A 23,498-nucleotide genomic window follows, 5' to 3' on the forward strand; every position below is an offset into this window, starting at 1 on the left:
TTAAAAATGTTTGGGGTTATTGAGGCAACTCTTCCAGGGCAGTCCTAATCTCTTTTGTTAATTTCTCATGGATCTTTTCTGCCTCATTCATCGATGCAAGAAGTGCTGATACTCTATCTGGAATATTTAAAAGGTTATTTCTTACCACTCTTGCCGTGTTAAAGGCTTCACGCTTTACTTCTTCTATGGAAACTAATTCGCCAATTTCAGCCTTAGCTTTAGCTTCCAGTAACTTACCACGCTCTATTTCATTCTTAATTCTGGTTTTAAGAAGCATAGTAGAAAGTTCATTTGTATTTTTTCTACTTTTGCCGTTTTCACAGTTTTCACCGTTTTTTCTCCTCAGTGGCTGACTTGGATCTCGAATTGTCATAAGTGCTTCATTTGCTTGTTCTGGATCCACTAACCCATTTTTCAGTTCTACAATCCCTTGTTTTACTAAATAACAGACATATTGCTTGGAAACCCCTATTTCTTTTGCAAATTCTGTTTGCGTAATAAGTGTCATAGTCTCTTTTCTCCCTTTGTTTTGTGTGTTTTTCGCTTATTGCTTTTCTTGACGCTGTTCTTGAATTTGAAAGAAAGTTTTATCAGTTCCAGAGAGCACTGCCTCTTTCCCAGCATACACCTGCCAGCGTTTTATGGTTACATCAACATATACAGGATCCAACTCAATTGTTCTGCAGATTCTGCCTGTTCTTTCACATGCAATCAAAGTACTTCCAGAACCACTAAATGGATCAAGAACTATATCACCTGGTCTACTGCTGTTTATTATTGCTCTTTCCATTAACTCAACTGGTTTCATAGTTGGATGCAGTGAGTTATAAGTAGGTTTGTCATAAAACCATAGATCACTTTGATTTCTTCCACCATACCACTGGCGTTTACTCCCATCTTTCCAACCATAAAGTATTGGTTCATACTGTCTTTGATAATCAGACCTCCCAATAGTAAAATGATTCTTTGCCCAAATGATAAATGTTGACCAACGTCCTCCTGCTTCTTCAAATACTTTTTGTAACGTCGCTAATTCTGATGATGATGAACAAATGTAAATTGCCCCTTTAGTATATGCTAAAATGTGAGAGCAAATGTTATAGAGGAACAATTCGTATCTTTCACCTTGATCATCATTAAGCATTTTCCTATCATCTCTTTCCTGGCTAGCACCATAATCAACGTTATAAGGAGGATCACAAACGGTAATGTCAGCCATTTTATCATCTAAAACCGCTTTAAATGAATCAATTACTTGACTATCACCACAGTAAATTTTATGATCACCTAAAATCCATAAATCTCCTGGTTTTGTGACTACTGACTTGCTTTTACAACTGTGTTCATTTAAATCAGCAAGATCTTTTTCTTCCTCTTTGTATTCATCATCAAGAAAACGTTGGATTTTTTCCAGTTCAAACCCAGTGAGCTTTAGATCAAAATTTAAATCTTCAAGATCCTGGAGTTCAAGTTTTAACAGATCATCATCCCACTTCGCCCAGTTAGCTGATTCATTTGCTAACAATCTAAATGCTTTGATTTGTACATCACTCAAATTATCACTGAGGACCACAGGGACACTCTCCATGCCAAGCTTTCTTGCTGCTTTAAGGCGTAAATGGCCATCAACCACTGTACCATCACTTTTTGCAACTATTGGAATGCGAAAGCCAAACTCACGAATAGACGCACACATTCTGTTCACCACAACGTCATTTTTTCTGGGGTTACGGTCGTATTCGATTAGGTTCCCAATTGGATAATACTGAAGTTCTAAATTCACGATCCTAAGAAATTAATAAAATAAAAAATTAGTAAAGTAGTTAACATTCAAAATAGTTCTAACGCTAGGAAATGCCCGGACCCTTCGCCACCCACGCGAATTTTATTATGGGAAGGACCCCTAAAATCGGTTAATATACGAGGGTTTATTCATCACTATAATTAACTTATTCATTTATATTATTCTTTATTTAGGATTATTATCTAATAACTCAAGATATAATTTCAACTGTGAATATACATGAGCATATCTTAATATTTAAGAATATTTATTTATATCTTCATAATTAGAGTTGGAACTTAAATTCCTCTGTGCCAAAAACAAAAGAGCCAAAGCATCGGCCTCATTATCATCTATAGGAAAAAAACCTCTACCTTGCACTGCATCAATCACATCAGCCTTACTTGCATTGCCCTTACCAGTGATAAAGCGCTTAATAGTCTTGACAGACATACCTTGGTAAGGTATATGGTTCTCTTCGCACCAAGCAGTTAAATGAGCTAGAAACCCGCCATAACAATGGGCAGCATCAGTTCCAAGGTGTCTTCTAACCTCCTCAAAATAAACCGTTCTAATATCTGGAAATTTTTCTTTCATCAAATTAAGCCAACTACGAAATTTTAAGAAGTGCATACCACCACCGCTAAAACGACTACCATGAAAACTCTCACTTCCACTTTGAATTATTCCATCATACAGAATAGCCCAGCCTGTTTGTTTTCCTAAGTCTAGTGATAGTATCGACATATTTTGCTTTTAGATATTTTCTTTGCTACTCTTTTGAACTATTGAGGATTCCTCGTCAGTTGCTAATTCTTTACTTATTTCATAAAGTGAGACAGGTAGCACAGACTCCTAAAGTATCGTCTGGTTCCTGCAAAATACGCTATAATAGGTTTTGTAGCCAACAACAAGGATCTTGTGCTACCATCAGCTCACTAGAGAATCGCCTTTCTCATTTGTTTGTCCAACTCTGCATATTCTCCTTCCTCATCAAATAGAACATACGCAAGTACTAATGCACCCAATTGTCCTCTTACTTGATTTCTTTCGTCTATTAGTTCGTTTTCAATCTTTCTATATTCTTCAGTATCATTCTCTAGATCTTCCAATTTCTCTAAACCTTTTTTCAGTAAATCAATTAGGGCATCTACTTTGCATTTTAACCACTTTCTGAAAACATCTATATAATCCGAAATCAAACCAAGTAAAAATACATCTCCTTGCAAATTCAGTTCTGGCTGACGTATAAATAATCTGATTAACTTGATTGCTGCTTTTTTTCTTTCTGCTAAAGAACCATGTTCAGCTTTTTCCAAGAATCTAAAAGTGTCAATATTATCACGTAGGAAGTTACTGAATCTAAGTCCTTTTTCTGTATAATTTCTCATATCACTCGTTAGTTTAGGTCTTAGTTCTTCATACATCTGAGGCAATAATTCATCTAATTCATCAAGTTCCTTAAAATTTTTATCACATGAAGAATGCATGATTAAAGTAAGACGTCTACTTAACTTGTTTAAAAAGATGAATGTTGCTACTGGATAAAATGGATGATCATCAGAACAGCAGGACTCCAATAATTTCTTATCTATGGTTCTTTCTATTGCAATTGCTAATTTAATCAATTTCAGTAGCTCTTCTAAACTTTTGCCCTTAGCTTCATCTACAGTCTGTTTATACTGTTCATAGAGATTTTGCTTATCTTCATTGCTTAAAGATTCACAATATTCCCTTAATTGTTTAGGAGTTTTAGATAAAAGCCGTTGTATTGCCATATGACCTCCGAAGCCAGTTATTCACTAAATTACCAAAATATTTGAAAAATTCTCACAGTAGCACTAATTCCTAAAATACCGTCTGGTTCCTTCAAAATACGCTATGGAGGCATCAATGGATTTTTGTAGGCCAACAACGAATATCCAAGAATCTGTGCTACTTCACTTACTTTTCTATCCCCCTAACGGATATATACTAGAAATCAGATCCGAAATATGAATTGTTCTAAAATTTTTTTTCTGTTTTCTCTAGCAGCTAAGAAACTTCATAAACAATGTTCCTGCCAACTACTATCCCCCCTAACGGATATATACTGTGAATTAGGTCCGAAATATGAATTACTCTAAAATTTTTTCATATCGATTATAACAGCTACCCAAAACAAAAAGGGTTCTGCAAAGTAGAAAGTTATGCACAGCTAGAAAAACAGTTGCTATTGGTTACAAAAAACACATTCACATCATAGAGCAAATTGCATATTTCACTTGCATTATGTTGCGAAATATGCTACACTTTGTTTATGAGATACTTACGTGATTACATACAATCTTCTTTATCCGATGGTAGGCACTTCTTTTCTAAAAAAGAGGTTTTATCAGCGCTAAAGATTACTTCCCATCAGTTTAGGTTTCAAGCTTACAGACTTGCTGAAAAAAGAGCTTTAAAACCTCTAATTCGAAACTTTTTTATGATTGTACCTGTGGAATATAGACACCTAGGATCGCTACCTCCTCATTGGATTGTTGATTCTCTAATGCAACATCTAGGACAAGAGTACTACATTAGCCTTTTAAGTGCTGCTTCTTTATATGGTGCTACTAATCAACAACCCATGTCCTTTCAAGTCATTACTGATAAAGAGAGGAGGAATATCAAACTTGAAAGAGGTCAAATAGAATTTCATTGCTATAAAAATTGTTTCTCTGCAGCAAAAGAACAACTCACTTTACCAACAGGATATGTAAAAATTTCCTCTCGAGAACAAACTTTATTGGATCTTATACGCTTCTACACATCATGTGGATATTTGAGTAATGTTGCAACAGTTGTCAAAGACCTATCTAAGGAATGTAGACCACAGCTATTAGCTAAAGTAATACGAAACGAAAAGACAGACTCAGTATTACAGAGACTAGGGTATATTCTTGAGTCTACAGGCTACCACAGTATGGCATCAGTTGTTGAACAGCAATTAAAAAGCAGGAAGATACAATTTATCCCTCTACGTCCTGATTTTTGTATTAGCAGTGGTAATGTTCAACGTGCAAATCGTTGGAAGCTGTTAATTAATGATGTGCTCGAGATTGAAAAATGATACCAAGACGCTTTATTCAAGAGTGGTCAAAAGTAGTACCTTGGCAAGAGCCTAGACAAATTGAACAGGATCTGATTATTAATAACGCCTTGCTAAAGCTTTACAGTCATCATGAGTTAAAGAAATCTCTTGCACTTCGTGGTGGCACAGCTTTAAACAAACTGTTTTTTGAGCCACCATCAAGATATTCAGAAGATATTGACCTTGTGCAGGTAAACAGAGAGCCTGTAGGACATACAATTGATTGCATCAGAACAGTTATGGATTTATGGCTTGGAAAACCCAATAGAAGCTTTTCTGATGGGCTTGTTACACTCACTTACCGCGCTGTGAGTGATGATGGTTTCCCCATAAAACTTAAGGTTGAAATTAATACCAGGGAGCATGTTTCTATTCTCGGCTTTTCGGATCATTCATTCAATAGCAAGTCTTCTTGGGCTAGTGGCTCTTCTACTATTTTAACATTTCAAATTGAGGAACTATTGGGTACTAAGTTGCGTGCACTTTATCAAAGACGCAAAGGAAGAGATTTATACGATTTGTACATGGCTCTTACAACTATACATAACCTTGATGTAGAAAAGATAATACATTGTTTTTACTCATATATGAGGCTTGGTAATTGTAAAGTATCAAAAAGTATATTCATAGAAAATATAGAAACGAAACTTAGGAATAAGGAATTTTATGGGGATATGCTACCATTATTGCCATACAAACATGTGGCACTTAACCTTAATTTAGTCTACAGCTATGTACATGATGAACTGTTTATGAAGCTGTAATGTTGAAGCACAACTTTTGCTTTCAGTAGGCAGCTATAGTATTGCAAAGAAGCCTCTGTATTAAAATTGCAACAGTTCTTGAAGATTTTTCTTTTCAACTAACAAAAAATGTGATAGGATAAGGTGGGGTATTTTTAAGAAGTGAAAATTTGCACTAAAGAATGGTTTAGGAATGTCATTTATTCAGCTTTAAACAGGTCTTACGTTGGCGATGTGGGTATGGGTGGTATATTTCAACAGGATCGCTTTAAAATGCAATTATGGCCCATTTGTTTTTCTTTGCTTAAATCTCTCCGTTATAGTTTAGAATTGATATTGCAGATCGAGTAGTAAAATGAAAGTGGTGAAGTAGTATGCTTTAGGATACTACTCTTATTATCGTAGATAATAGGGAAAATATTGGAAACTGGAGACTGGGTAAAACCCCGCAATATTCCTAGCTTTTTGCACCTTAACCAGATTACAGCTCAAAAAATCTGTCAAACCTTAACTCCTTGAAAATCTAGCATTTTTTTGTTAGCAGATTTGGCAGATTTTGGAGACTGCAGCAGATTCTGCCAAAACTGTGGAATTCTGGAAATCTGCTACATTAAAAAAAATCTAGTCATAATAAACCCAAATACTTGGATCTTCAACTGGTACAATACTACCAGACTCTAACGATTTATAATCGGTTGGCAAAATCTTTTCATACATTATAACATCCGTATTTGATTGGTTTATCACTTTCTTTTCCATACCCTCGACACAAAGTATTCCATATTTACTCCTTTCAGCATTTTTATTGTGTCTGCTAAACTTAATGTAACCTTTTGCAACAAGAACATCTATGCGCTCTCGAATAGAGTTTTTACTACCAAGACCTACTTTGTTTTCAAATACCTGACAGAATGTATTAATTGTATATAACTTTCCTTTATTTCGTGCTTCATTGTAAATCAATTGTAGTATAATATCACATTTACGAGCACGTTCTGCATCCAATTTTCGCCCATAATTTTTATGGGTCAGTCTCTGCGATTCATATTCAAGTATTTGCCAGCAGTTATCGATTTTATCTACATATTTTGATGGAATAGCATTACCATTACGTAACTCAAGTATTAGCTGGCGGCTGCTTTTCTGCTCATCTGGCTTAAACATTATCATTCCTGTAGTATAAAAGCTTCTTAATGAGCCTGCACCACTGAAGCTCTGAAACGGGTCTTCTTCCAATGCTTTCTTCTGAATCTTTTTCGTGTGATGTACTAGAATAACTCCTGCATCTCTATTGGCCAGCGTTCTTAGCTTTTCAACTCTTTCTTGTAAGAAAAACAGCATATCACTATTATCGTTTTCATTACCATTTTCACCGGCATCAAAGACATTACGTAGCGGGTCTATTGCAATAATATCAACTGTATTTGAATCAAATGAATCCTTTATTCCATTCAAAACTTTCTCTATACCATTATCATTTAAAAGTAACTTTATCTGCGGTGTACTAGCCAAGTTATCTGCAGCACGTTCAGTAACTTCTTTGCTCAATTTTAGTTGTTGCAGCCGTTCACGCAGGTAATAGAAACCTATTTCAGTTTGCAGGTAGAAGATTCTTAAAGGCCTTTTAGGTACCATATCAAGAAATGGAACTCCTGCTGCCATATGAAAAAGCCAAGAAATGAGAAAATCACTTTTTCCAACTTTAGGTGCACCAGCAAAGACTAAGAGCCCTTCTGGAGTTAAAATTCTAGGTGCAATTATATCCTCTGGCATTGGTGATTTATCATTTAAGTAGTGCCTTACTAGAAATGAAATAGAACTTTTTGTGCTTGTAGCTAAAATCTCACTAGCAGATAAATTTACACGTGGAGTTGAAGCTAAAAACTCTTCAGCATTTATTCCTTCTTGTATACAGTCAGCAGCATCCCATTTCTCAGGTTTACCTTGCGGAATTTCGAGCACAGCAAGTGATGCAACCCCTATTTCAAAAAGCTTTCTTGCAGCATTCTCAGCATACTTCTTACCTGCTTCATCATTATCTGGCCAAATAATAATATGTTTGCTTTTAAGTGGAGTCCAATCAGTTTTTTTGACATCTGTATTTGCTCCAGACATTGCAGTTGTAGCTGTTATGCCCTGTTTTATGAGAGCTTCTGCACACTTTTCTCCTTCTACCAAAACAACTTTATCAGACTTTAAAATACCTGGAATATTGTATAGTGGCCTAATATCAGGTGCTCCATAACTTAACGTTTTAATATCAAAAGGACGATATTCCTTTTTCCTTCCGGGAGAGTCAAAACGGCTGACTATGACAATAACTTGATTGTTTTCATCATAGTAGTTCCAGCTACAGGTGAGATATTTTTCCAAATATTCTACATTTTTGTACTCTTTGATATGGGTTTTGCCAAGCCACTCAGCTATAGAAGCCATTACTTCAATAAACTCTGTTCTGGCATTTTTTCCTTTTACAGTTGCCCAAAGATCAATTATATCGCCTTTGTCGTTAGTCGCAAAATCTCTCCATAACCCTTTTCTATCACCAGTTAACTCTACCCTTAAACTTTCTCCTTTTTCACCATGGATACTTCCTACACGGAATTCATTGCCATGAACAGTACCATTAGGCAACAGATACTCAAGACAAGACCTCAAGTTATTCAGCAGTTCCTCTTTTAATTCTTTACAATTTAAAGTTTGAGACATAATTCACTCCTTTCACTATTCCCCTAAAGGAGTTACACCGCTTTTTTAGGCAAATATTTTGCTCCGACATGATTTAAAATGCTATCGCAATTATTCTCTGAAAAAAGTGGCAGAATATCAGTGGGTTAAAAATCGCACCGCAATTATTTAATTTCACTCCGCAATTACAAATGGTCCTTAAGAAACGTCATCCTTGAGCAATTAATTGTTCACGGAGGTCGAATGAAATCTAAAAATTCTTACTCAGGAATCAATCCTATAATCGTCAGGTATGTTAGGTATTATGCAAAGTGTATAAAGCGTCTTAAATGTTTTGCTCATGAAAGCATTGAAGATGTTGAGCAAGAACTTTTCTGCATGATTTGGCCTACAGTTGAGAAATACGACGAAGCCAAAAGTTCTTTTCCTACATTTGTATGTCAGCTTGTTAAGTGCCGTGCTATTAACCTTATTAGAAAACAGTCATGCAAAAAACGTGGTGGCAAGGAAGGTGTATCCTATATTGATCCTGATGTTCTGGATGGGATGATTGATGAAAGGTACCATTTTTCAGATGAAGTGGCAGATCGTATCGATGCGGACTATGTCATTTCAACACTACCTCCAGAATGGCAGACACTATGTAAGCAACTAGAGGTATTAAGTATTCCAGAGGCTGCTGAGGTAAACCAGATGTCAAGAACGACAGTCTATAACACTTTAGATCGAGTAAAACGACGTACGAAAAAATTTTTTTAGCAAATCAAATAAAGACAATCAGTTCTAGTATAACACATATGGGGGGATAGTAATTATGACTTTAAAAATTATCAATAGTGAAGAAAGAGTAAAATTGGTAACAGGTGTAAAGATAGTAATCTTTGGGCCATATGGAATTGGCAAAACCAGTCTGCTTAAAACTTTGAATGAACCAACGCTTTGTCTTGATTTTGAAGCTGGACTTCTTGCTGTTCAGGAGTGGAAAGGAGATTCAATTAGCCTTCGTACCTGGAATCAAGCTCGTGATATTGCCTGCCTAATTGGCGGTCCAAATCCTGCATTAAAATCTGATTCAGCATATAGTCAAAGACACTATGAGCATGTATCCAGTAAGTATAATGAACTTCTTCCGGAGCTCTCTAAATATCGATGCATCTTTATCGATAGTATTACAGTAGCCTCACGTTTATGTCTTTTATGGGCAAAAATGCAGCCTGAAGCTTTCTCTGAAAGAAATGGCAAACAGGACATGAGAGCTGCTTATGGATTACTTGCTCAAGAGATGATGGCTTGGCTCAATCAGTTTCAACACATTCCGAACAAAGATATTGTTACAGTTGGAACTCTCGGACAATATCTTGATGATTTCAATCGTCCAACTTGGCTGCCTCAATGTGAAGGAGCTAAGACTGCCAGTGAAATACCAGGAATAGTTGATGAGGTAATTAGCATGGTTGCCATAAAAAAAGAAGATGGTACAGAGAAACGTTCCTTTGTCTGCCATACTATTAACAATTGGGGATACCCAGCTAAAGATCGTAGTGGCTCTCTTGATATGGTTGAAGAACCACATTTAGGTCAATTACTTACAAAAATCAAAACTAAAGCCCTTTCTACTTCTACTCAATTTACTGCACACAACTAACTTTTGGAGGTTACAGATGTTACAAGACTTTTTAACTACTGGTCAAAAGATTCCTTTCTTTAGCATGAAAGAGTACTTGAATGATCAATCACCAACACCAGAAGATCTAATTTCACCAAGAATTCTCACAAAAAGAGGTTTATTGGTAATGGGTGGTCCACCTAAAATAGGTAAAAGTGACTTCTTGATTTCTTGGCTCATCCATATGGCTGCTGGAGCTCCATTTCTTGGTATGACGCCAAGTAGGCCTTTGAAGATCTTCTACATGCAAACTGAAATTGAATACGAATATATGAAGGAACGTTTGCAATGTCTTCAACTTGATGAAGAACTTTTGGCAATAGCTGCCAATAACCTAATAATTACGCCAAAAGTGCATTTATCATTTTGCCATGAAGAAATAAATTACATAAAAGAAATTGTCAAAGAACGTTTTAAACCTGATATTTTGGCCATTGACCCATTACGAAATATCTTTAGCAGTGAATATGGCAATGAAAATGATAATAGCGCTATGTTATTCTTTTTGCAGAAAACCCTTGAGAAGCTACGTAGCGCTATAAACCCTGATGCTGGTATTATTTTAACCCATCATACGAAAAAATTATCCAAAAAGATGCTCGAAGAAGATCCGTTTCAGGGTTTAAGTGGGGCTGGATCTTTGCGAGGATTTTACAGCACTGGCATGGTAATGTTTTCTCACGATGAAGAAAGCAGCGTACGTCAGATAGTATTTGAGCTTCGTAATGGTGAGCGTGTGCCAAATAAGCTTGTTGATAAGGTAAATGGTTGCTGGCGCCTTGTTGATCAATGGAACAGCTAGCTTTTTGTGATTTTTTATGTGTTTTAGTTGATTTAATTGGAGAGTTATATGTTACAAGATTTTTTCACTGATTTTAATACTGCTAAGCCTCAAAGCGGCTTAATACCGAAAGGTACAATAGTAAAAGTTAAAATAGCAATTAAACCAGGAGGATATGAAAATTGGTTCACTAGAAGCCTTTCTACCGGCAGTATTTATTTAAATGCTGAATTTACTGTCACTGAAGGTCCATATGCAAAACGTAAGATTTTTCAGATTATAGGCGTTAAAAGTGGCAAAGCAGAAGGTGGAGAAGACTCTTGGGGAGAGGCAGGTCGTTCTATGATTCGGAGTATTTTAGAGTCAGCCCGAAATATCAGTTCAAGCGACACTTCAGAACAAGCAAATGCTGCTCGTAAGCTAAACTCTATTGCTGATTTAAACGGTTTAGAATTTACGGCAAAAGTTGGCATTGAAGCTGATAGTAGGTACGGAAACAGGAATAGAATTGCTATGGTCATTACTCCGGAAAAACCGCAGAAAGAAGATGACTGGATACCTTTCTAAATCAGCAATTTTTTCATACTTGAGGGCATTTTTATGAGACAAGATCTTTTAACTAATTTTAATAATGTAAAACCAAGAATCAGTTTAATACCTGCTGGCACTATAGCAAAAGTAGCAGTAAAGATTTTTCCTGGAGGTTATGGACCAAATGGATTACTTACAAAAAGTAAAGATACTGGTAGCATATACGTAAACCTCGAATTTACTGTGATAGAAGGTCCATATGCAAGACGCAAGGTCTATCAAATTTTTGGTATTCAAGGAAGTAAATTAAACGAGAAAGGAGAAGATATTTGGGGAAAAATGGGCCGCTCTATGATCAGGAGTATTTTAGAGTCAGCCCGTAATATCTATCCTCATGATGATCGTAAAGAAGCAAACTTTGCCCGTAAAATTAAGTCTATTTCAGAGCTAAATGGGCTGCAGTGTGTAGTGAAAATCGGTGTCGAAACTAACATATATGGTGAAAAGAATAAGATAGCTTCGGTTATTACTCCAGAACATGGTAGTTATGCAAGTTTCATAAAGGGAGCTTCAACCATTAATTGGAATTTGTGAGCTTGTTTTTCAAAAAAGATTTTCAAGAAATTTTAGGCTCTGTGAACAAAATTTTAGAGTAGCCATATAAGTGCACCAACAAAGTTCAAAAAGCCCATAAACACTATAGCAGTCTTGTCGAACCTCGAAAAAATCCGTCGAAAATTTTTGATTTTACCGAAAAAACACTCGATCAAATGCCGCTCTTTATAAACATGTTTATCATAATCTCTTTGCACTTTTCGATTCCTTTTTGGTGGAATGGTGACCTCACATCCCTTGCTTTCAAGGCTGCCAATAAATGCGTTACTGTCATAGCCCTTATCTGCTACTACAATAGAGTTATAGACATTGTCTGTTAACGCTTCAGCCTGTGTAATATCATGTCTTTGACCGGCAGTAAGCGTAAATTTTAACGGATTTCCAAGAGCATCGACAAGTGCATGAATTTTTGTTGTAAAGCCACCTTTACTGCGTCCCAATGCCTCTTGAGCTCCAGAATCCTTCTTGTATCCAGCCGAACAAGCATGCGCTCGAACGATTGTGCCATCTATCATGTGCACCTCTAAATCTGGATCTTGTGTATATTTAAATAGCTTTTCCCAAATTCCCTTTTCGCACCACTTTTTAAACCTCCTGTGTATACTCCTGTAATTACCATATATTTCTCCTAAAAGACGCCACTGGCAACCACTTCGGACCATGTACCAGACTGCTTCCACGAACCTTCTCAGTTGCGTTTCATCTTTGCTGTGTATACCTTTCACACTTTTCAAAAATGCAAAAATTTGTTCCCATTTTGTTTCTTGTATGTAATATTCCATTCGGTAGTTTCTCCTTTTTTATTGCTTAATTGGGTTAAACTACCACTTTCTCCTCCTTTTTTATATCCTTTTTCCCATCTTATTCTTTCACAACGAAATTTTGTTCACAGAGCCTAGAACAAAATGGAGGTTATATGGATTTTTGGAACATTACAGAAAACTTCTTGTGGAAAGATTCTGAGCACGTTTTAGGCATTAGATCGTTATTACTTCATAACATTAAGCCGTGTCTTTCTCACCTTCTACCAAATGGGAAATTTTATAAAAAGAAACTTTGCATTGCTGATGTAGAGAAGGATCAAATTATAGTTGATATGAAAGCAGGAAATTGGTCTAGTTTGGTTACGGGCAAAAGTGGAGATATTATCAACTTATGGGCTTTGATAACCGGTGAAACTAAACTTCCTAAAGTGGTTAGCTCAATATTAGAGTGGCTAAATGCTGAAACATTTATCTATTTTAATGAGAGCGGAAAAGATACTATTCATGTCTACTCCTACAATGCTTATTGGAGCTCTGAAACCTGTTACTATGCTTGGAGCTCTAAAACACAAAGTAGCAATATTACATTCACAAAACCGCTCTTCAATATTCCTGAAATCATAGAATCAGAAAGAGTAGTAGTTGTTAAAGGTGAAAAGTGTGCTAAAAAGCTAACTCATCAGGGTATTACTGCCACAACTGTTATGTTTGGTGCCAATGAGTCAATTGATGAAACAGATTTTTCACCCTTAAATGGAAAGCACGTTATTATTTGGCCAGACAATAATGAAGTAGGAAAACAGCATGCTGATAGAATAGCTAATAAACTTGGCAATATCACATGCTCTATTTTAAACATTCCTGAAGGTAAGAAAGATGGGTGGAATGTACTTGATGCTATTGTAGAAGGAATAGATATAAACCAATTACTAACATCAAATAATGCAGTAGTTAAGGACAACATATCTGCTTTTTCTATTAAACAGTATTTAAGTGATAAATCACCAATACCAAGAGATATAATTTTCCCAAGAATCTTAACTCCAGGAGGATTATTGGTATTTGGTGGAACTCCTAAAGTTGGAAAAACTGACTTTTTGCTCTCTTGGCTTGCACATATGTCAGCAGGTGTTTCATTTTTTGATATGGTACCAACAAAACCTCTGAAAATCTTTTACCTACAAACTGATGTTGGTTACCACTATATGCGTGAGAGGCTACAGCAAATTAAGATTGACCACAAACTTTTAAGATTAGTTGAAAATAACCTTGCTATTACATCTGGTAATAATTTACTACTTGATGAGAACAATATCAATAAGGTCTACAATACCGTAAAACAATTTTTCAACCCAGCAGAGGTAGATATTATTGTGATTGACTCTTTACGCAACGTCTTTAATTATAGAAATGAAAATGACAATGATATTATGTATGCCTTTTTGCAAGAAAAAGTTGAAAGGTTACGTTCTACGATTAATCCAAATGCAGGTGTCATTTTAACTCACAATATCAACAAAAAGCTTCCTAAAGAAAATCCTTTTCAGAGCTTAAGTGGTGCGAGCAGTTTGAGAAATGTTTATACTTCTGGTATGCTCATGTTAAAACCAATTGCAGAAGAAAATGTTCGTCAATTAGTGTTTGAGTCGAAGAATGGTCAATCCTTACCGACAAAGTTTATCAGTAAGGCTAATGGCAGTTGGTGTTCACAAGCTTACGGTATTTAGTATGCAAAAGAATGCTGTTTTAGGAGTAGATACTTTTAAAAAGAAGGTCGATGTTTGTCTGGTGGTGAATGGCAAGAGACGACATAGAGCTTTTAAAAACGATCAAGAAGGCTTTTCAGAGCTTATGTCTTGGTGTAATGAGTATGGAGCAAAACAGATACATTTGTGTCTTGATGCAACTAACTGGCGTTGTGAAGATTTAGCTTATTTTATGTATGAATTGGGACACAGCGTTAGTATGGTAAATCCTAAAGAATTTGATGAATATGAACTGCCCAAAAGCAGAAAAACCTATCCTCTGATGATAGCAAAGTTCTGTGTTGCTAACAAGCCAGCACTTTGGCACCCGAATGTTCCAGATAAATTTCACCGTTTAAGGGAGTTATGTAGGTGTAGGGATTTGCTTAAGGCAGATAGGGCTAAACTTCAAAGTGATTTAGAAAATAAAAACACTCCATTAAGTTGCAAAAGAGCTATATCTGAGGTGGCTTCTGAAATAGAAACACAAATTGCAAATCTAGAGAGAGAAATAAGTGAACAAGCAAGGGTAGAAAATTTACTTTTTTAATGTCAGCGTGAAAGGATTAAGACGATAACCATACTCTTTACAAGCTAATTCTGGCCAACCAATGGTTTGAATAACATCCTCACGTTCAATACCTAATCCTAGTTGGTTGGCTAGTTTTTCTTTTATTGTTCTTTGCATTTTATTAATAGGATACCTTATCTGTTGCTCTAAATCTGTAATTTCGGCATGAAAATTTAATCGCTCTGCTATTTTTTCGATGCTAAGTGGTTTATGCTCTTCTTTCGGCACATCGTTACTAAAGTCATGAAGAAACTGCTTAAATAAAACATCAAAAATACTAATGCATAATTTAGCTCGTTTATTTACTACTTCAATATCATTGATATAAACTACACCACCAGTAAACTGTAGCTGTAGAGCTTTTTTTGGTAATGCAGGTTTTGTCTCTTTTAGTGAAATAATAGGGAAAATTTGAGAGGAAGTATTGGTGATCAACTCTGGCACTCCTTTATTAACTGCGTCAGAAAGTATTTCATTTAAAGTTTTATGCTCACAAAAAAGATCTGTCATTTTTACAATGGGCAAAGCAAGTGGCAAATCCGGTATTCTTTCTCTGACATCAATTAAAACTGTTGGCTGAATTCTGAGCTTATCTATAGTCAGGTGCACTGGATCAGTACAAAGATCAAGAACAATAATACTTACAATATTGTCATGACAACTGACATGATAAATTCCTTCTGCTGCTTTTCTCCAGATTAGTTGTGAGGTGCGTAGTAAATTTTCAAACCAATCTGCAATCTTTTCTAAGTTAAGGTTAGCTGATAGAAGATGAAACCTTTTCTTTTGATGGGTATTTGGCAAAATATAACGACAACAATCCTCACAAAGCATATCATCGCACTCTTCGTCAAAGTCTAGATTAATGGGAATTTCATTACTACAGTCTGAATAAAATACATGTGGCCAATCAAGATGGTCTTCTTCACGAGCACAGATGACAAAATAAACTTCTTTTAGTCTGATAAAACCTAGCCCAGCCAAATATGCTGCTGTTTTCAAATAATCACTTTGCGGATCAATCCAAGAATCACTAGATCCCAGAATATTTGCAGCAACTTGCTTTTGGGAGAATTGTAAGGCCATAGGTTTCCTTCATTAATAACTTAAAACTTTCACGTTCTTTTTTATTGAGTACGTGTTCTGAATAATAAACGATTATATAATTTGGGTCATGTTGATTCTTTTTAAAAAATAACGTAATTTTCTTATGTTGAAACATAATACGAATAGATTCAACAAAAGAATTATCTTGCTGAAGTGTTAACTTTAATATTTGTAATTCCTGAGCAATTGAATTAACTGGGTTTGTTACCATGACTAAGTAAGTGTCTTTCTTAAGATGAGTTGAGCGAAACTTTACTTCAAATGGACAAATGTTAGGGTCAGCACCTCCTATGGAAGATTGCAAAAATGCTGTAATAAGAAGTGCACTATTGTGATCTTTCATACTGGCAAATAAGCACTCAGTTTCAAAATATCTACTTGTGATGCTGTTAGCTATTTTGAGGCTTTCATTAAAGTTTTTAGCAGATAGATTTACCTGGTTGCCATGTAATGAGAAGTCAAAAATAATCCAATCTGGTCTATACCCATGAATTATACGGTTTGAATTAAAAAGTAAGTCTTTATCACTTGCACGACGTATTAGTACATAGATACGATCTTGATGATAGAAAAAGCCTTGTAACTCAGTTTCAAAGCCATCATCCTTCTCAGTATCATATCCTTGTAGTAGTTCATGAACTACTTCCTTTGACAGAAAATTTTTAAATGGAATTTTCATCTGTCTTGGAGGACTTTGCAGAATAAAAGATGAAAAGCCTTTCTTTTGTATTCTATCAAAGTGAAAAACATCCTTAATTAACTCTGGGTTGGTATGAAATAAAACAAAAATCAGAGACTTTTTATCATGCTTGTTATTTTTACATAGAAACTTCTCAATTAACTCCTTATCTAAATTAAAGCATGCTACTTCAACAACAGCAGACTCAAGCTTTGAGTGGCTCAAATGACTTAATAAATAGTAATTCAGTAAAAGTTCTGAACAGTCTATAAGCATTTTACGTTGTTGTTGAACTGCATGCTTCTGAAGAGCGAGATCTTGAAAGTGATATTGGAAAATAACGTCTAACTGCCTACCATGGAGAGAATAAAGCCAATTTTTACGTATTTCTTCACTTTGAAAACTGTTCTGCCAATGATCTACATGCATTTCCAGACTGCTTTCCCAGAATTCTCTATTTGGATAAAGACTAGCCATATGTCATTTTTAACATGATGCATTATAATCTTTAACATAGTTGATCAACAGTGCAATAAAAAAATTTTTCCATTCAAATATACGACAATAAAAAATGTATATATTAAGTAAGGGGCATGCATTCCAACAAGGGAGAAAAGAATGGCTATTGAATTTACGGTGAGCTTTGGCAAAAAGACTGCCGATTTCTTGAAGTATATAGCGGAGCATCAAAATAAAACTATTCCAAAATTAATAAGGAAATTGGTTTTTGAAGCCCTAGAAACCAGGGAAGATAAGTATTTCTCTAAAATCGCTGATGAGCGGCTTAAAAACGATGAAGTTGTGCCAGGTAGTGAGGAGATTTGGAGAACTTCTTCATCTAATACTTAAACACTTTTTTCAAGGTACAAATGTCAATCCTAACTCAATCAGGTAGAGCTGCTATTGCTGCTAGCATAAAAGAGCAGAGTATTCATCTTGCTTGGGGTAGTGGTAATTCAAGTTGGGAAAGTAGCCATAAAATCGAGAAAGTCATTGCTCAGGGCGAAATTCAGCTTGAACACTACCCAATTAAAGATGTAAAGGTTCTTAAAGGGCAGACAACTTATCAGTCAAGCGTAGATTATACAGTTGATAGTAATACTGGTATAATTAAACGAGTGGAAAATAGCTCAGCTCCGGAAAATGACGTAGTGAATATAGAGTACATTCAAAGCACACCACCAGAAACTATAACTTCTACAAAGCTATTAAAGGAAGTTGGACGTCGCGTTGTTGATGAGGTACTTTTCTGCACAGGTGATGAAAATGGCGAGCTAATTACTCCCTCTGGCAGGTTTAAGCCTTCTACTGTACCAACCAATAATTTGTACCTTAAATTCACCTTCGATTTCACGGACGCAGCAAATCAAGTGATACGAGAGCTTGGAGTTATGGTTGGTACAAGGGTGAAAAAAGAATTGCCTGAAGGACAAAGATATTTTGAACCACAGGATATTGAAGATCATGGAATTTTATTAGTACTAGAACACACAGTTCCACTTATCAGAACAGCCGCAACCCGCGAAACATTTTCTTTTGTAGTAACATTTTGAATTAAAAACTTTAATTAACTTCTTAAATAAAAAATGACATTAAATAGTTATTATAACCGCTTCAATCCTGATAAAAAGTATGAAAGAAGCTTATTCTTGGCTGGTAGAGGACTTCAATCTGCAGAGCTTAATGAATTGCAAGATTATGCTCTTTCAAAATTACAAAGTGTTGGAGATGCAGTATTTAAAGATGGTGATGTTATTGCGGGAAGCGATTGTATTATAGACCTTGAGACTGGTAAAACCACACTTGAAACTGGAAAAATCTATCTCCGTGGATGTGTCAGAGATGTAGAGAAGGCAGAATTTACTATCCCAACGAACATGACTGTACGTATTGGCGTTTATTACCTTGAATCCACGATTACAGAGTTAGAAGATCCAACGCTTCGTGATCCTGCAGTTGGTACAAGAAACTATCAGGAGGTTGGATCAGCAAGACTTAAAGCTAACATTATTTGGGGTTTTCAGGCAGAAGGAATTACTGCTAGCTCTATAAACGGAGAATTTTATCCAATTTATAACATTGAAAATGGAGTATTGATTCAGCATTCTGCTCCACCTCAGGCCAATTTAGTTACTACTGCTCTTGCTCGATATGACAGAGAAGCTAATGGTTCTTACGTGGTAAATGGCTTAGAAGTGATGTTTTTGCAAAAAGAGGAAAAAGAAGGCCAAAAGAAACAAGTATTTGTAGTGAATGAAGGTAAAGCTCATGTGGATGGCTATGAAATTGAATTACCTCACAGCTTAAGAGTTTATTTTGACGAAGATCCAGATATAAAAACAGTTGTATCAGAATCACATAACTTTCAAGGTAATAGCCAAAGAGTAATGGAATTAAAAGTTAATGATTCTCCGGTTAGCGAAATTAAGAGAGTGGATATTACTCTGCAAAGAACCATCACAATGACTCATGGTTCATATTCTGGAGTAAAAGATCCAATACCAGATTCATCAGTACTTGAAATTATTCAAATTAAACAAGGTAATATCATCTATGAAAATAGTGCAGAGTACAAATTGCATGCAGGTGTTGTTGATTGGTCATTACCTGGAAAAGAACCAGCACCAGGAAGCAGTTATGAAATAACCTATAGAGCAAGAGCTCACACAACTCCTGAAGATTTAAGTGAAGAAGGAGGTAAAATAAGAGGAGCAGTTGATGGCACAATGGTATTGGTTGATTATACATGGAAAATGCCGCGTTATGATTTAATTACCATTGATAGCAAAGGAGCGGTAAGAAGAATAAAAGGCATAGCTCACCCTTGGCGGCCATCCATTCCAAAAGCACCTTCTGGGCAGCTTGCGCTTAGCTATGTTTATCAAAAATGGAAAAAAGATGAAAAGCCAGAAGTGATAAACAATGCCATTCACGCTGTGCCAATGAATGATTTAGAAAAGATGAAAAAAGGAATTAGTGATCTCTACTCTCTAGTAGCACAGGAGCGTCTTAAAAATGATGCAAATTCAAGAGATTCTACAAGTAAAAAAGGCATGTTCGTTGATCCATTTTTCGATGATGATATGCGTGACCAAGGAATAAAACAGACTGCAGCAATTGTAAATAAAGAACTAACTCTGCCAATTAATGTTACGGTTGTTGATGTTGATAAAAGCACCAAACCTCAATTACTTCCATATGAACTTGAGCCAGTACTGGATCAGCTTTTGCAAACCAAAGATATGAAAATTAACCCTTATCAAGCTTTTGATCCTATACCGGCAAAAGTTACCATTAACAAAAATATAGACCACTCTACAGAAGTAAAAACTAATTGGTCTAGCTCGGTAACAAGAGAGTTTGCTACTTCAGAAGATTCCGAACTTTTATCAAGTAAGACAAAAGAGGAAGAGTTTATGAGAGAAGTTACTCAGAATTTTGAAATTGAAGGTTTTATAGCTGGTGAAAAACTGAAAGAGCTGAAATTTGATGGAATTTATGTTCAACCTCAGGTGTAAAAAATATTTAGAAAAAAAATATGAGCACAACATTTATTGCTGACAATAGAGGAAAAATAAAAGGAAAATTGAAAATTCCTGCCAATATCCCTGCTGGTACTAAATTAGTCCAGTTCTTCGGTGATAAAGGAAGCTATGGTGAAGCGACTTATACTGGTAAAAAAACTATTACCATAGAAGAGAGAAGAAGAGTTATTGCCACAAAACGGGTTGATCCTTTAGCACAAACATTTACCTTAAATGAAAGTAGACATATAGGAGGAATTGATCTATGGTTTACAAATAAAGGCTCAAAACGTGTTGCTGTACAGGTTCGTGAAACAGTTATGGGTGTTCCTTCACATACTGTTATTGCTGAGAGTTTTGTTGAGCCAGAGAGCATTAATATAAACGGTACAGCAACACGTGTTGTTTGGTCCCCTGTCTTTTGTGAAGCAGGGCAAGAATATGCTTTAGTTTTACTTACCGATGATAGCGATACTGCAGTCAAAATAGCAGAGCTGGGAAAATATGATTCGGTAAATAGCAGATGGGTTACAAGTCAACCGTACCAAGTTGGAGTATTACTTTCATCAAGCAATGCAAGCACATGGACTCCTCATCAAAATTTAGATTTAACCTTTCGGTTACTTGCCGCAAAGTTTACTGAAAATTCCACCACGATTAATCTTGGCAGTGTTAAAGCAAATAATACTTCGGACTTAATTGCTCTGGTAAACGTTGAAAAAGTAGCCTTTGACACTAATGCTGAGTTTATCTTAACAGAAAAGCAAGGAGAAGAGTACCACCTATCTGACAACCTTCCATTGGCACTACGTTCAAGAATAAGTGGCGAATTAACAGTGAAAGTAGCTTTCAAAGGGTCAGAAGAAAGAAGTCCTGTCCTTTATCCAGGATTGCAGTTAGTACTTGGGAATATTTCAGAGTCGGCAGATTACGTAACTAGAAGTATTTCAGCGGGATCAAACACTAAAATCACTATTACTTATGATTCTATTATTCCTGGTACTGCAGATGTTAAAGCGTATGTGCAAAAAAATGCTGAAAAGAAAGAATGGCAGTTAGTTAATTTAACAACAGGCAAACCTATAGGTGAAAATTGGGTGGAGAGAACTCATACATTGACGAACTTTAATGCCAATGAAACCAGAGTGAAACTTGTCCTAAGTGGTACTGTTCAATATCGCCCTAAAGTTAAAAATTTAAGAGTTATTATCACATAAAATGCCAGAAGATAGAACAAAGCGAGGATATCTTTTACCACACCCAGATAACATTGCTTCTAAGGACGTGGTTCGTATCCGCACAACTATTGAGAAAGTAGATGAGGATATAAGTGAAAGAAAAAATGAACACATTAACCTTAAAAATACATTTGAACGATTTAGTTTTGAGACTTTTTTAAATTTATGGAGTAATCAAAGATGACTATTGCTAAAGAAGTAGTATATGCGCTACATCAAAGGATCAAAGATTTATCAGTAGAGGCAACACCTGATAAGATAGCATATTTAGCTAAAGCACTTGAATCTATAGCAGGGCAAAGTACTGTGTTTGATATTGTACAGATGACTGACGTAAAATTAAAAGAACTCTTGGATAGTGCAACAAGTTATTTAGCTAAGCTTGATACCAGTAAAACCAGTGCTTTAGGAGCTATTTCTGAGTCAGAGAAACAATCGTTAAAAAAGATAGATGAAAAAGGTGTGTCAAATTTATCATTACTTGATACGAGAAAAGATGCAAATATTGCTGCAATTAATAGTGCTAGTGATCTTGGTAATATAAAAAACACACTTAAAGCTATTAATGACCTTCCAAAAGGTTCTTCAATAATGAAGGAAATACAACCCCGAGCGGTTATCCAGTCCGGATCACTACCTTTTCTATTTGGAATATTGAGTAGACATAATGATTATAGTTGGGGTCATGGTCATTTCACAAGCGAGTTAGGACAATGGTACAATGACATAGCGAAAACTAATAATATGTTTTGTTTGCTTACAGGTGCGCATACCTATGATACAAGTTATGTTGGATTCTATAAACCACCTTGTATATATAACCTACAAGGTAGCAAAGGAACGTTTATTTATAGAGAGTCCTATTTACGTAGGGGTTATACTACAAATATGTATCAATATCCTTACGCACTACTGGGTGTAATATTTGTAAAGAATACCACAAGTAGCGATATAACAAGAGCAATAAACTTTGTAGCTACATCATATTGGAGTTCAGGATATGAAGGAGCAGGACTATTTGTAGGTACACCTAATGAAAGCAATATTAATAAGTCAAAAATCTCATCAATTGCTTGGACAACTATACATGGCTATTCATCTTCTAATTCAAGTTATAGTAAATCAGAAAATATAAAAATTCCAGCAGGAAAAACGGTAGCAGTATTACTCTATACATCACCATATTATAATGAAAACACCTACAGCTACTACGTTCAATTCATGCAATGGGGAATATATAACTTTCGCAGCAATTTTTTAACAACAGGACTAGAAGTCGATATAGAAAGAACCTTGAGAGCTTCGCAGTGTCCAGGATTACAATATACTTATCAAATTTGGCAGTAAAAACTGGAGGACAATATGTATATGCGCTTTGAAAACGGTAAACAAGTAGAAATTACAACAATCCCACAGGGAGAAGGATGGTATGAGCTACCCAAGAATTTTGACTGGCAAAAACGTTATTGTTTAACAGAGGGAGGAGAAATTGTTGAGCGTAGTGTTGAAGATATTCAAAAAGATCTACTGGATAATGCAAAGCTGTGTGCACTTGATAGTATTCGTTTTTATTTTGATAATTATACTTACAAATACTCAGGATCTTCTCATCAGAAAGCTAAATCATATCAGATACAGACAAAAGCGGCAGAGAAGATTTTAGTAGCTGAAGAAGCAAAACAGCAATTGAATAGTAAAGACGTAGAAATTATCGATCCTTTAGCAAGAGTACGTGGCATAACAATCATTGAAATGGCAAAACTCATTCAAGGTAAAGCACAGAAAGCAGTAAAAGCAATAGCTAAATGTGAGGAGATAGAAGACCTTGCTAAGAAAAAAATTAAGGAAGTGAAAAGTGAGAAAGAACTACAAGAGTTTCTTAACGATTTAAAAGAGCATATGGAAGATTCATTAGCAAATTATAAATAGCTAAACAACAAAACTACTT

Annotated in this window: 24 protein-coding genes; 16 read left to right on the plus strand and 8 right to left on the minus strand. The window is 35.6% G+C overall.

The annotated features are described in order from the left end of the window. Nucleotides 1–16: 16 nt before the first annotated feature. The 4 genes from ASM33_RS05165 to ASM33_RS05180 all read right to left on the minus strand — a co-directional run bounded on the left by ASM33_RS05165 (nucleotide 17) and on the right by ASM33_RS05180 (nucleotide 3,561). Nucleotides 17–508 carry a hypothetical protein gene (locus ASM33_RS05165; protein ID WP_110410092.1) on the minus strand — a complete coding sequence of 164 codons (492 nt, stop codon included), beginning with the start codon at nucleotides 506–508 and terminating at the stop codon, nucleotides 17–19. A gap of 36 nt (nucleotides 509–544) precedes the next feature. Next, nucleotides 545–1,783 carry a DNA modification methylase gene (locus ASM33_RS05170; RefSeq protein ID WP_110410091.1) on the minus strand — a complete coding sequence of 413 codons (1,239 nt, stop codon included), beginning with the start codon at nucleotides 1,781–1,783 and terminating at the stop codon, nucleotides 545–547. A gap of 258 nt (nucleotides 1,784–2,041) precedes the next feature. Further along, on the minus strand, nucleotides 2,042–2,530 hold the full coding sequence (locus ASM33_RS05175; protein WP_110410090.1) for a Holliday junction resolvase: 489 nt from the start codon (nucleotides 2,528–2,530) through the stop codon (nucleotides 2,042–2,044). 191 nt (nucleotides 2,531–2,721) lie between these two features. Further along, on the minus strand, nucleotides 2,722–3,561 hold the full coding sequence (locus ASM33_RS05180) for a hypothetical protein (RefSeq protein ID WP_110410089.1): 840 nt from the start codon (nucleotides 3,559–3,561) through the stop codon (nucleotides 2,722–2,724). A gap of 521 nt (nucleotides 3,562–4,082) precedes the next feature. Here ASM33_RS05180 and ASM33_RS05185 point away from each other — a divergent pair. Together ASM33_RS05185 and ASM33_RS05190 are read left to right on the plus strand one after the other, a co-directional pair. Next, nucleotides 4,083–4,877 carry a type IV toxin-antitoxin system AbiEi family antitoxin domain-containing protein gene (locus ASM33_RS05185; protein WP_110410088.1) on the plus strand — a complete coding sequence of 265 codons (795 nt, stop codon included), beginning with the start codon at nucleotides 4,083–4,085 and terminating at the stop codon, nucleotides 4,875–4,877. Further along, a complete protein-coding gene (locus tag ASM33_RS05190) occupies nucleotides 4,874–5,662 on the plus strand; it encodes a nucleotidyl transferase AbiEii/AbiGii toxin family protein (protein WP_110410087.1) in 789 nt (262 codons plus the stop codon). The genes ASM33_RS05185 and ASM33_RS05190 overlap by 4 nt, the downstream gene beginning before the upstream one ends. Before the next feature lie 600 nt (nucleotides 5,663–6,262). Here the strand turns inward: ASM33_RS05190 and ASM33_RS05195 are convergent. Then, the gene (locus ASM33_RS05195) at nucleotides 6,263–8,350 is read right to left on the minus strand and encodes an AAA family ATPase (RefSeq protein WP_110410086.1); all 2,088 of its coding nucleotides are present in this window, start codon (nucleotides 8,348–8,350) and stop codon (nucleotides 6,263–6,265) included. 222 nt (nucleotides 8,351–8,572) lie between these two features. On the opposite strand from ASM33_RS05195, the gene ASM33_RS05200 reads away from it, so the two are divergent. From ASM33_RS05200 to ASM33_RS05220, 5 genes are read left to right on the plus strand one after another with little or no spacing between them, the layout of a single operon-like run. Next, nucleotides 8,573–9,088, plus strand: a complete 516-nt coding sequence (locus ASM33_RS05200; RefSeq protein WP_110410085.1) for an RNA polymerase sigma factor — start codon at nucleotides 8,573–8,575, stop codon at nucleotides 9,086–9,088. A 55-nt stretch (nucleotides 9,089–9,143) separates the two neighbouring features. Next, nucleotides 9,144–9,974 (plus strand): ATP-binding protein, encoded by an 831-nt coding sequence (locus ASM33_RS05205; protein WP_110410084.1) that lies wholly within the window; start codon nucleotides 9,144–9,146, stop codon nucleotides 9,972–9,974. Nucleotides 9,975–9,990: 16 nt separating this feature from the next. Further along, a complete protein-coding gene (locus ASM33_RS05210; protein WP_110410083.1) occupies nucleotides 9,991–10,797 on the plus strand; it encodes an AAA family ATPase in 807 nt (268 codons plus the stop codon). 48 nt (nucleotides 10,798–10,845) lie between these two features. Beyond that, on the plus strand, nucleotides 10,846–11,343 hold the full coding sequence (locus tag ASM33_RS05215; RefSeq protein ID WP_110410082.1) for a hypothetical protein: 498 nt from the start codon (nucleotides 10,846–10,848) through the stop codon (nucleotides 11,341–11,343). Between the two features lie 33 nt (nucleotides 11,344–11,376). Further along, nucleotides 11,377–11,901: a hypothetical protein gene (locus ASM33_RS05220; protein ID WP_110410081.1), complete on the plus strand. Its 525-nt coding sequence runs from the start codon at nucleotides 11,377–11,379 to the stop codon at nucleotides 11,899–11,901. Nucleotides 11,902–11,954: 53 nt separating this feature from the next. Here ASM33_RS05220 and ASM33_RS05225 read toward each other — a convergent pair whose 3' ends face one another. Then, nucleotides 11,955–12,704 carry an IS5 family transposase gene (locus tag ASM33_RS05225; RefSeq protein WP_110409356.1) on the minus strand — a complete coding sequence of 250 codons (750 nt, stop codon included), beginning with the start codon at nucleotides 12,702–12,704 and terminating at the stop codon, nucleotides 11,955–11,957. Between the two features lie 134 nt (nucleotides 12,705–12,838). Here ASM33_RS05225 and ASM33_RS08720 point away from each other — a divergent pair, with 134 nt between their 5' ends. Then, nucleotides 12,839–14,413, plus strand: a complete 1,575-nt coding sequence (locus ASM33_RS08720; protein WP_110410080.1) for an AAA family ATPase — start codon at nucleotides 12,839–12,841, stop codon at nucleotides 14,411–14,413. Nucleotide 14,414: 1 nt separating this feature from the next. Next, nucleotides 14,415–14,981 (plus strand): IS110 family transposase, encoded by a 567-nt coding sequence (locus ASM33_RS05235; protein WP_157956384.1) that lies wholly within the window; start codon nucleotides 14,415–14,417, stop codon nucleotides 14,979–14,981. Here ASM33_RS05235 and ASM33_RS05240 read toward each other — a convergent pair. Continuing rightward, nucleotides 14,970–16,088: a hypothetical protein gene (locus ASM33_RS05240; protein WP_110410078.1), complete on the minus strand. Its 1,119-nt coding sequence runs from the start codon at nucleotides 16,086–16,088 to the stop codon at nucleotides 14,970–14,972. The two genes, ASM33_RS05235 and ASM33_RS05240, sit on opposite strands and share 12 nt — an antisense overlap. Then, the gene (locus tag ASM33_RS05245) at nucleotides 16,036–17,265 is read right to left on the minus strand and encodes a hypothetical protein (protein ID WP_110410077.1); all 1,230 of its coding nucleotides are present in this window, start codon (nucleotides 17,263–17,265) and stop codon (nucleotides 16,036–16,038) included. The genes ASM33_RS05240 and ASM33_RS05245 overlap by 53 nt, the downstream gene beginning before the upstream one ends. A 141-nt stretch (nucleotides 17,266–17,406) precedes the next feature. On the opposite strand from ASM33_RS05245, the gene ASM33_RS05250 reads away from it, so the two are divergent. Genes ASM33_RS05250 through ASM33_RS05280 form a run of 7 tightly spaced genes read left to right on the plus strand, consistent with a single transcriptional unit; the run spans nucleotide 17,407 to nucleotide 23,479 of the window. After that, nucleotides 17,407–17,637, plus strand: a complete 231-nt coding sequence (locus ASM33_RS05250; RefSeq protein WP_110410076.1) for a hypothetical protein — start codon at nucleotides 17,407–17,409, stop codon at nucleotides 17,635–17,637. A 20-nt stretch (nucleotides 17,638–17,657) separates the two neighbouring features. Then, nucleotides 17,658–18,341, plus strand: a complete 684-nt coding sequence (locus ASM33_RS05255) for a hypothetical protein (RefSeq protein ID WP_110410075.1) — start codon at nucleotides 17,658–17,660, stop codon at nucleotides 18,339–18,341. Between the two features lie 33 nt (nucleotides 18,342–18,374). Next, complete coding sequence (locus ASM33_RS05260) at nucleotides 18,375–20,306, plus strand: DUF4815 domain-containing protein (protein ID WP_110410074.1); 1,932 nt, start codon at nucleotides 18,375–18,377, stop codon at nucleotides 20,304–20,306. Between the two features lie 20 nt (nucleotides 20,307–20,326). Continuing rightward, nucleotides 20,327–21,529 (plus strand): hypothetical protein, encoded by a 1,203-nt coding sequence (locus ASM33_RS05265; protein WP_110410073.1) that lies wholly within the window; start codon nucleotides 20,327–20,329, stop codon nucleotides 21,527–21,529. A 1-nt stretch (nucleotide 21,530) separates the two neighbouring features. Next, nucleotides 21,531–21,734 carry a hypothetical protein gene (locus ASM33_RS05270; protein WP_110410072.1) on the plus strand — a complete coding sequence of 68 codons (204 nt, stop codon included), beginning with the start codon at nucleotides 21,531–21,533 and terminating at the stop codon, nucleotides 21,732–21,734. After that, the gene (locus ASM33_RS05275) at nucleotides 21,731–22,897 is read left to right on the plus strand and encodes a hypothetical protein (RefSeq protein WP_110410071.1); all 1,167 of its coding nucleotides are present in this window, start codon (nucleotides 21,731–21,733) and stop codon (nucleotides 22,895–22,897) included. The genes ASM33_RS05270 and ASM33_RS05275 overlap by 4 nt, the downstream gene beginning before the upstream one ends. A 15-nt stretch (nucleotides 22,898–22,912) precedes the next feature. Continuing rightward, entirely contained in the window at nucleotides 22,913–23,479 is a 567-nt protein-coding gene (locus ASM33_RS05280; RefSeq protein ID WP_110410070.1) for a hypothetical protein, read from the plus strand. Nucleotides 23,480–23,498: the final 19 nt, after the last annotated feature.

Source organism: Wolbachia endosymbiont of Folsomia candida (assembly GCF_001931755.2).
Taxonomy (GTDB): domain Bacteria; phylum Pseudomonadota; class Alphaproteobacteria; order Rickettsiales; family Anaplasmataceae; genus Wolbachia.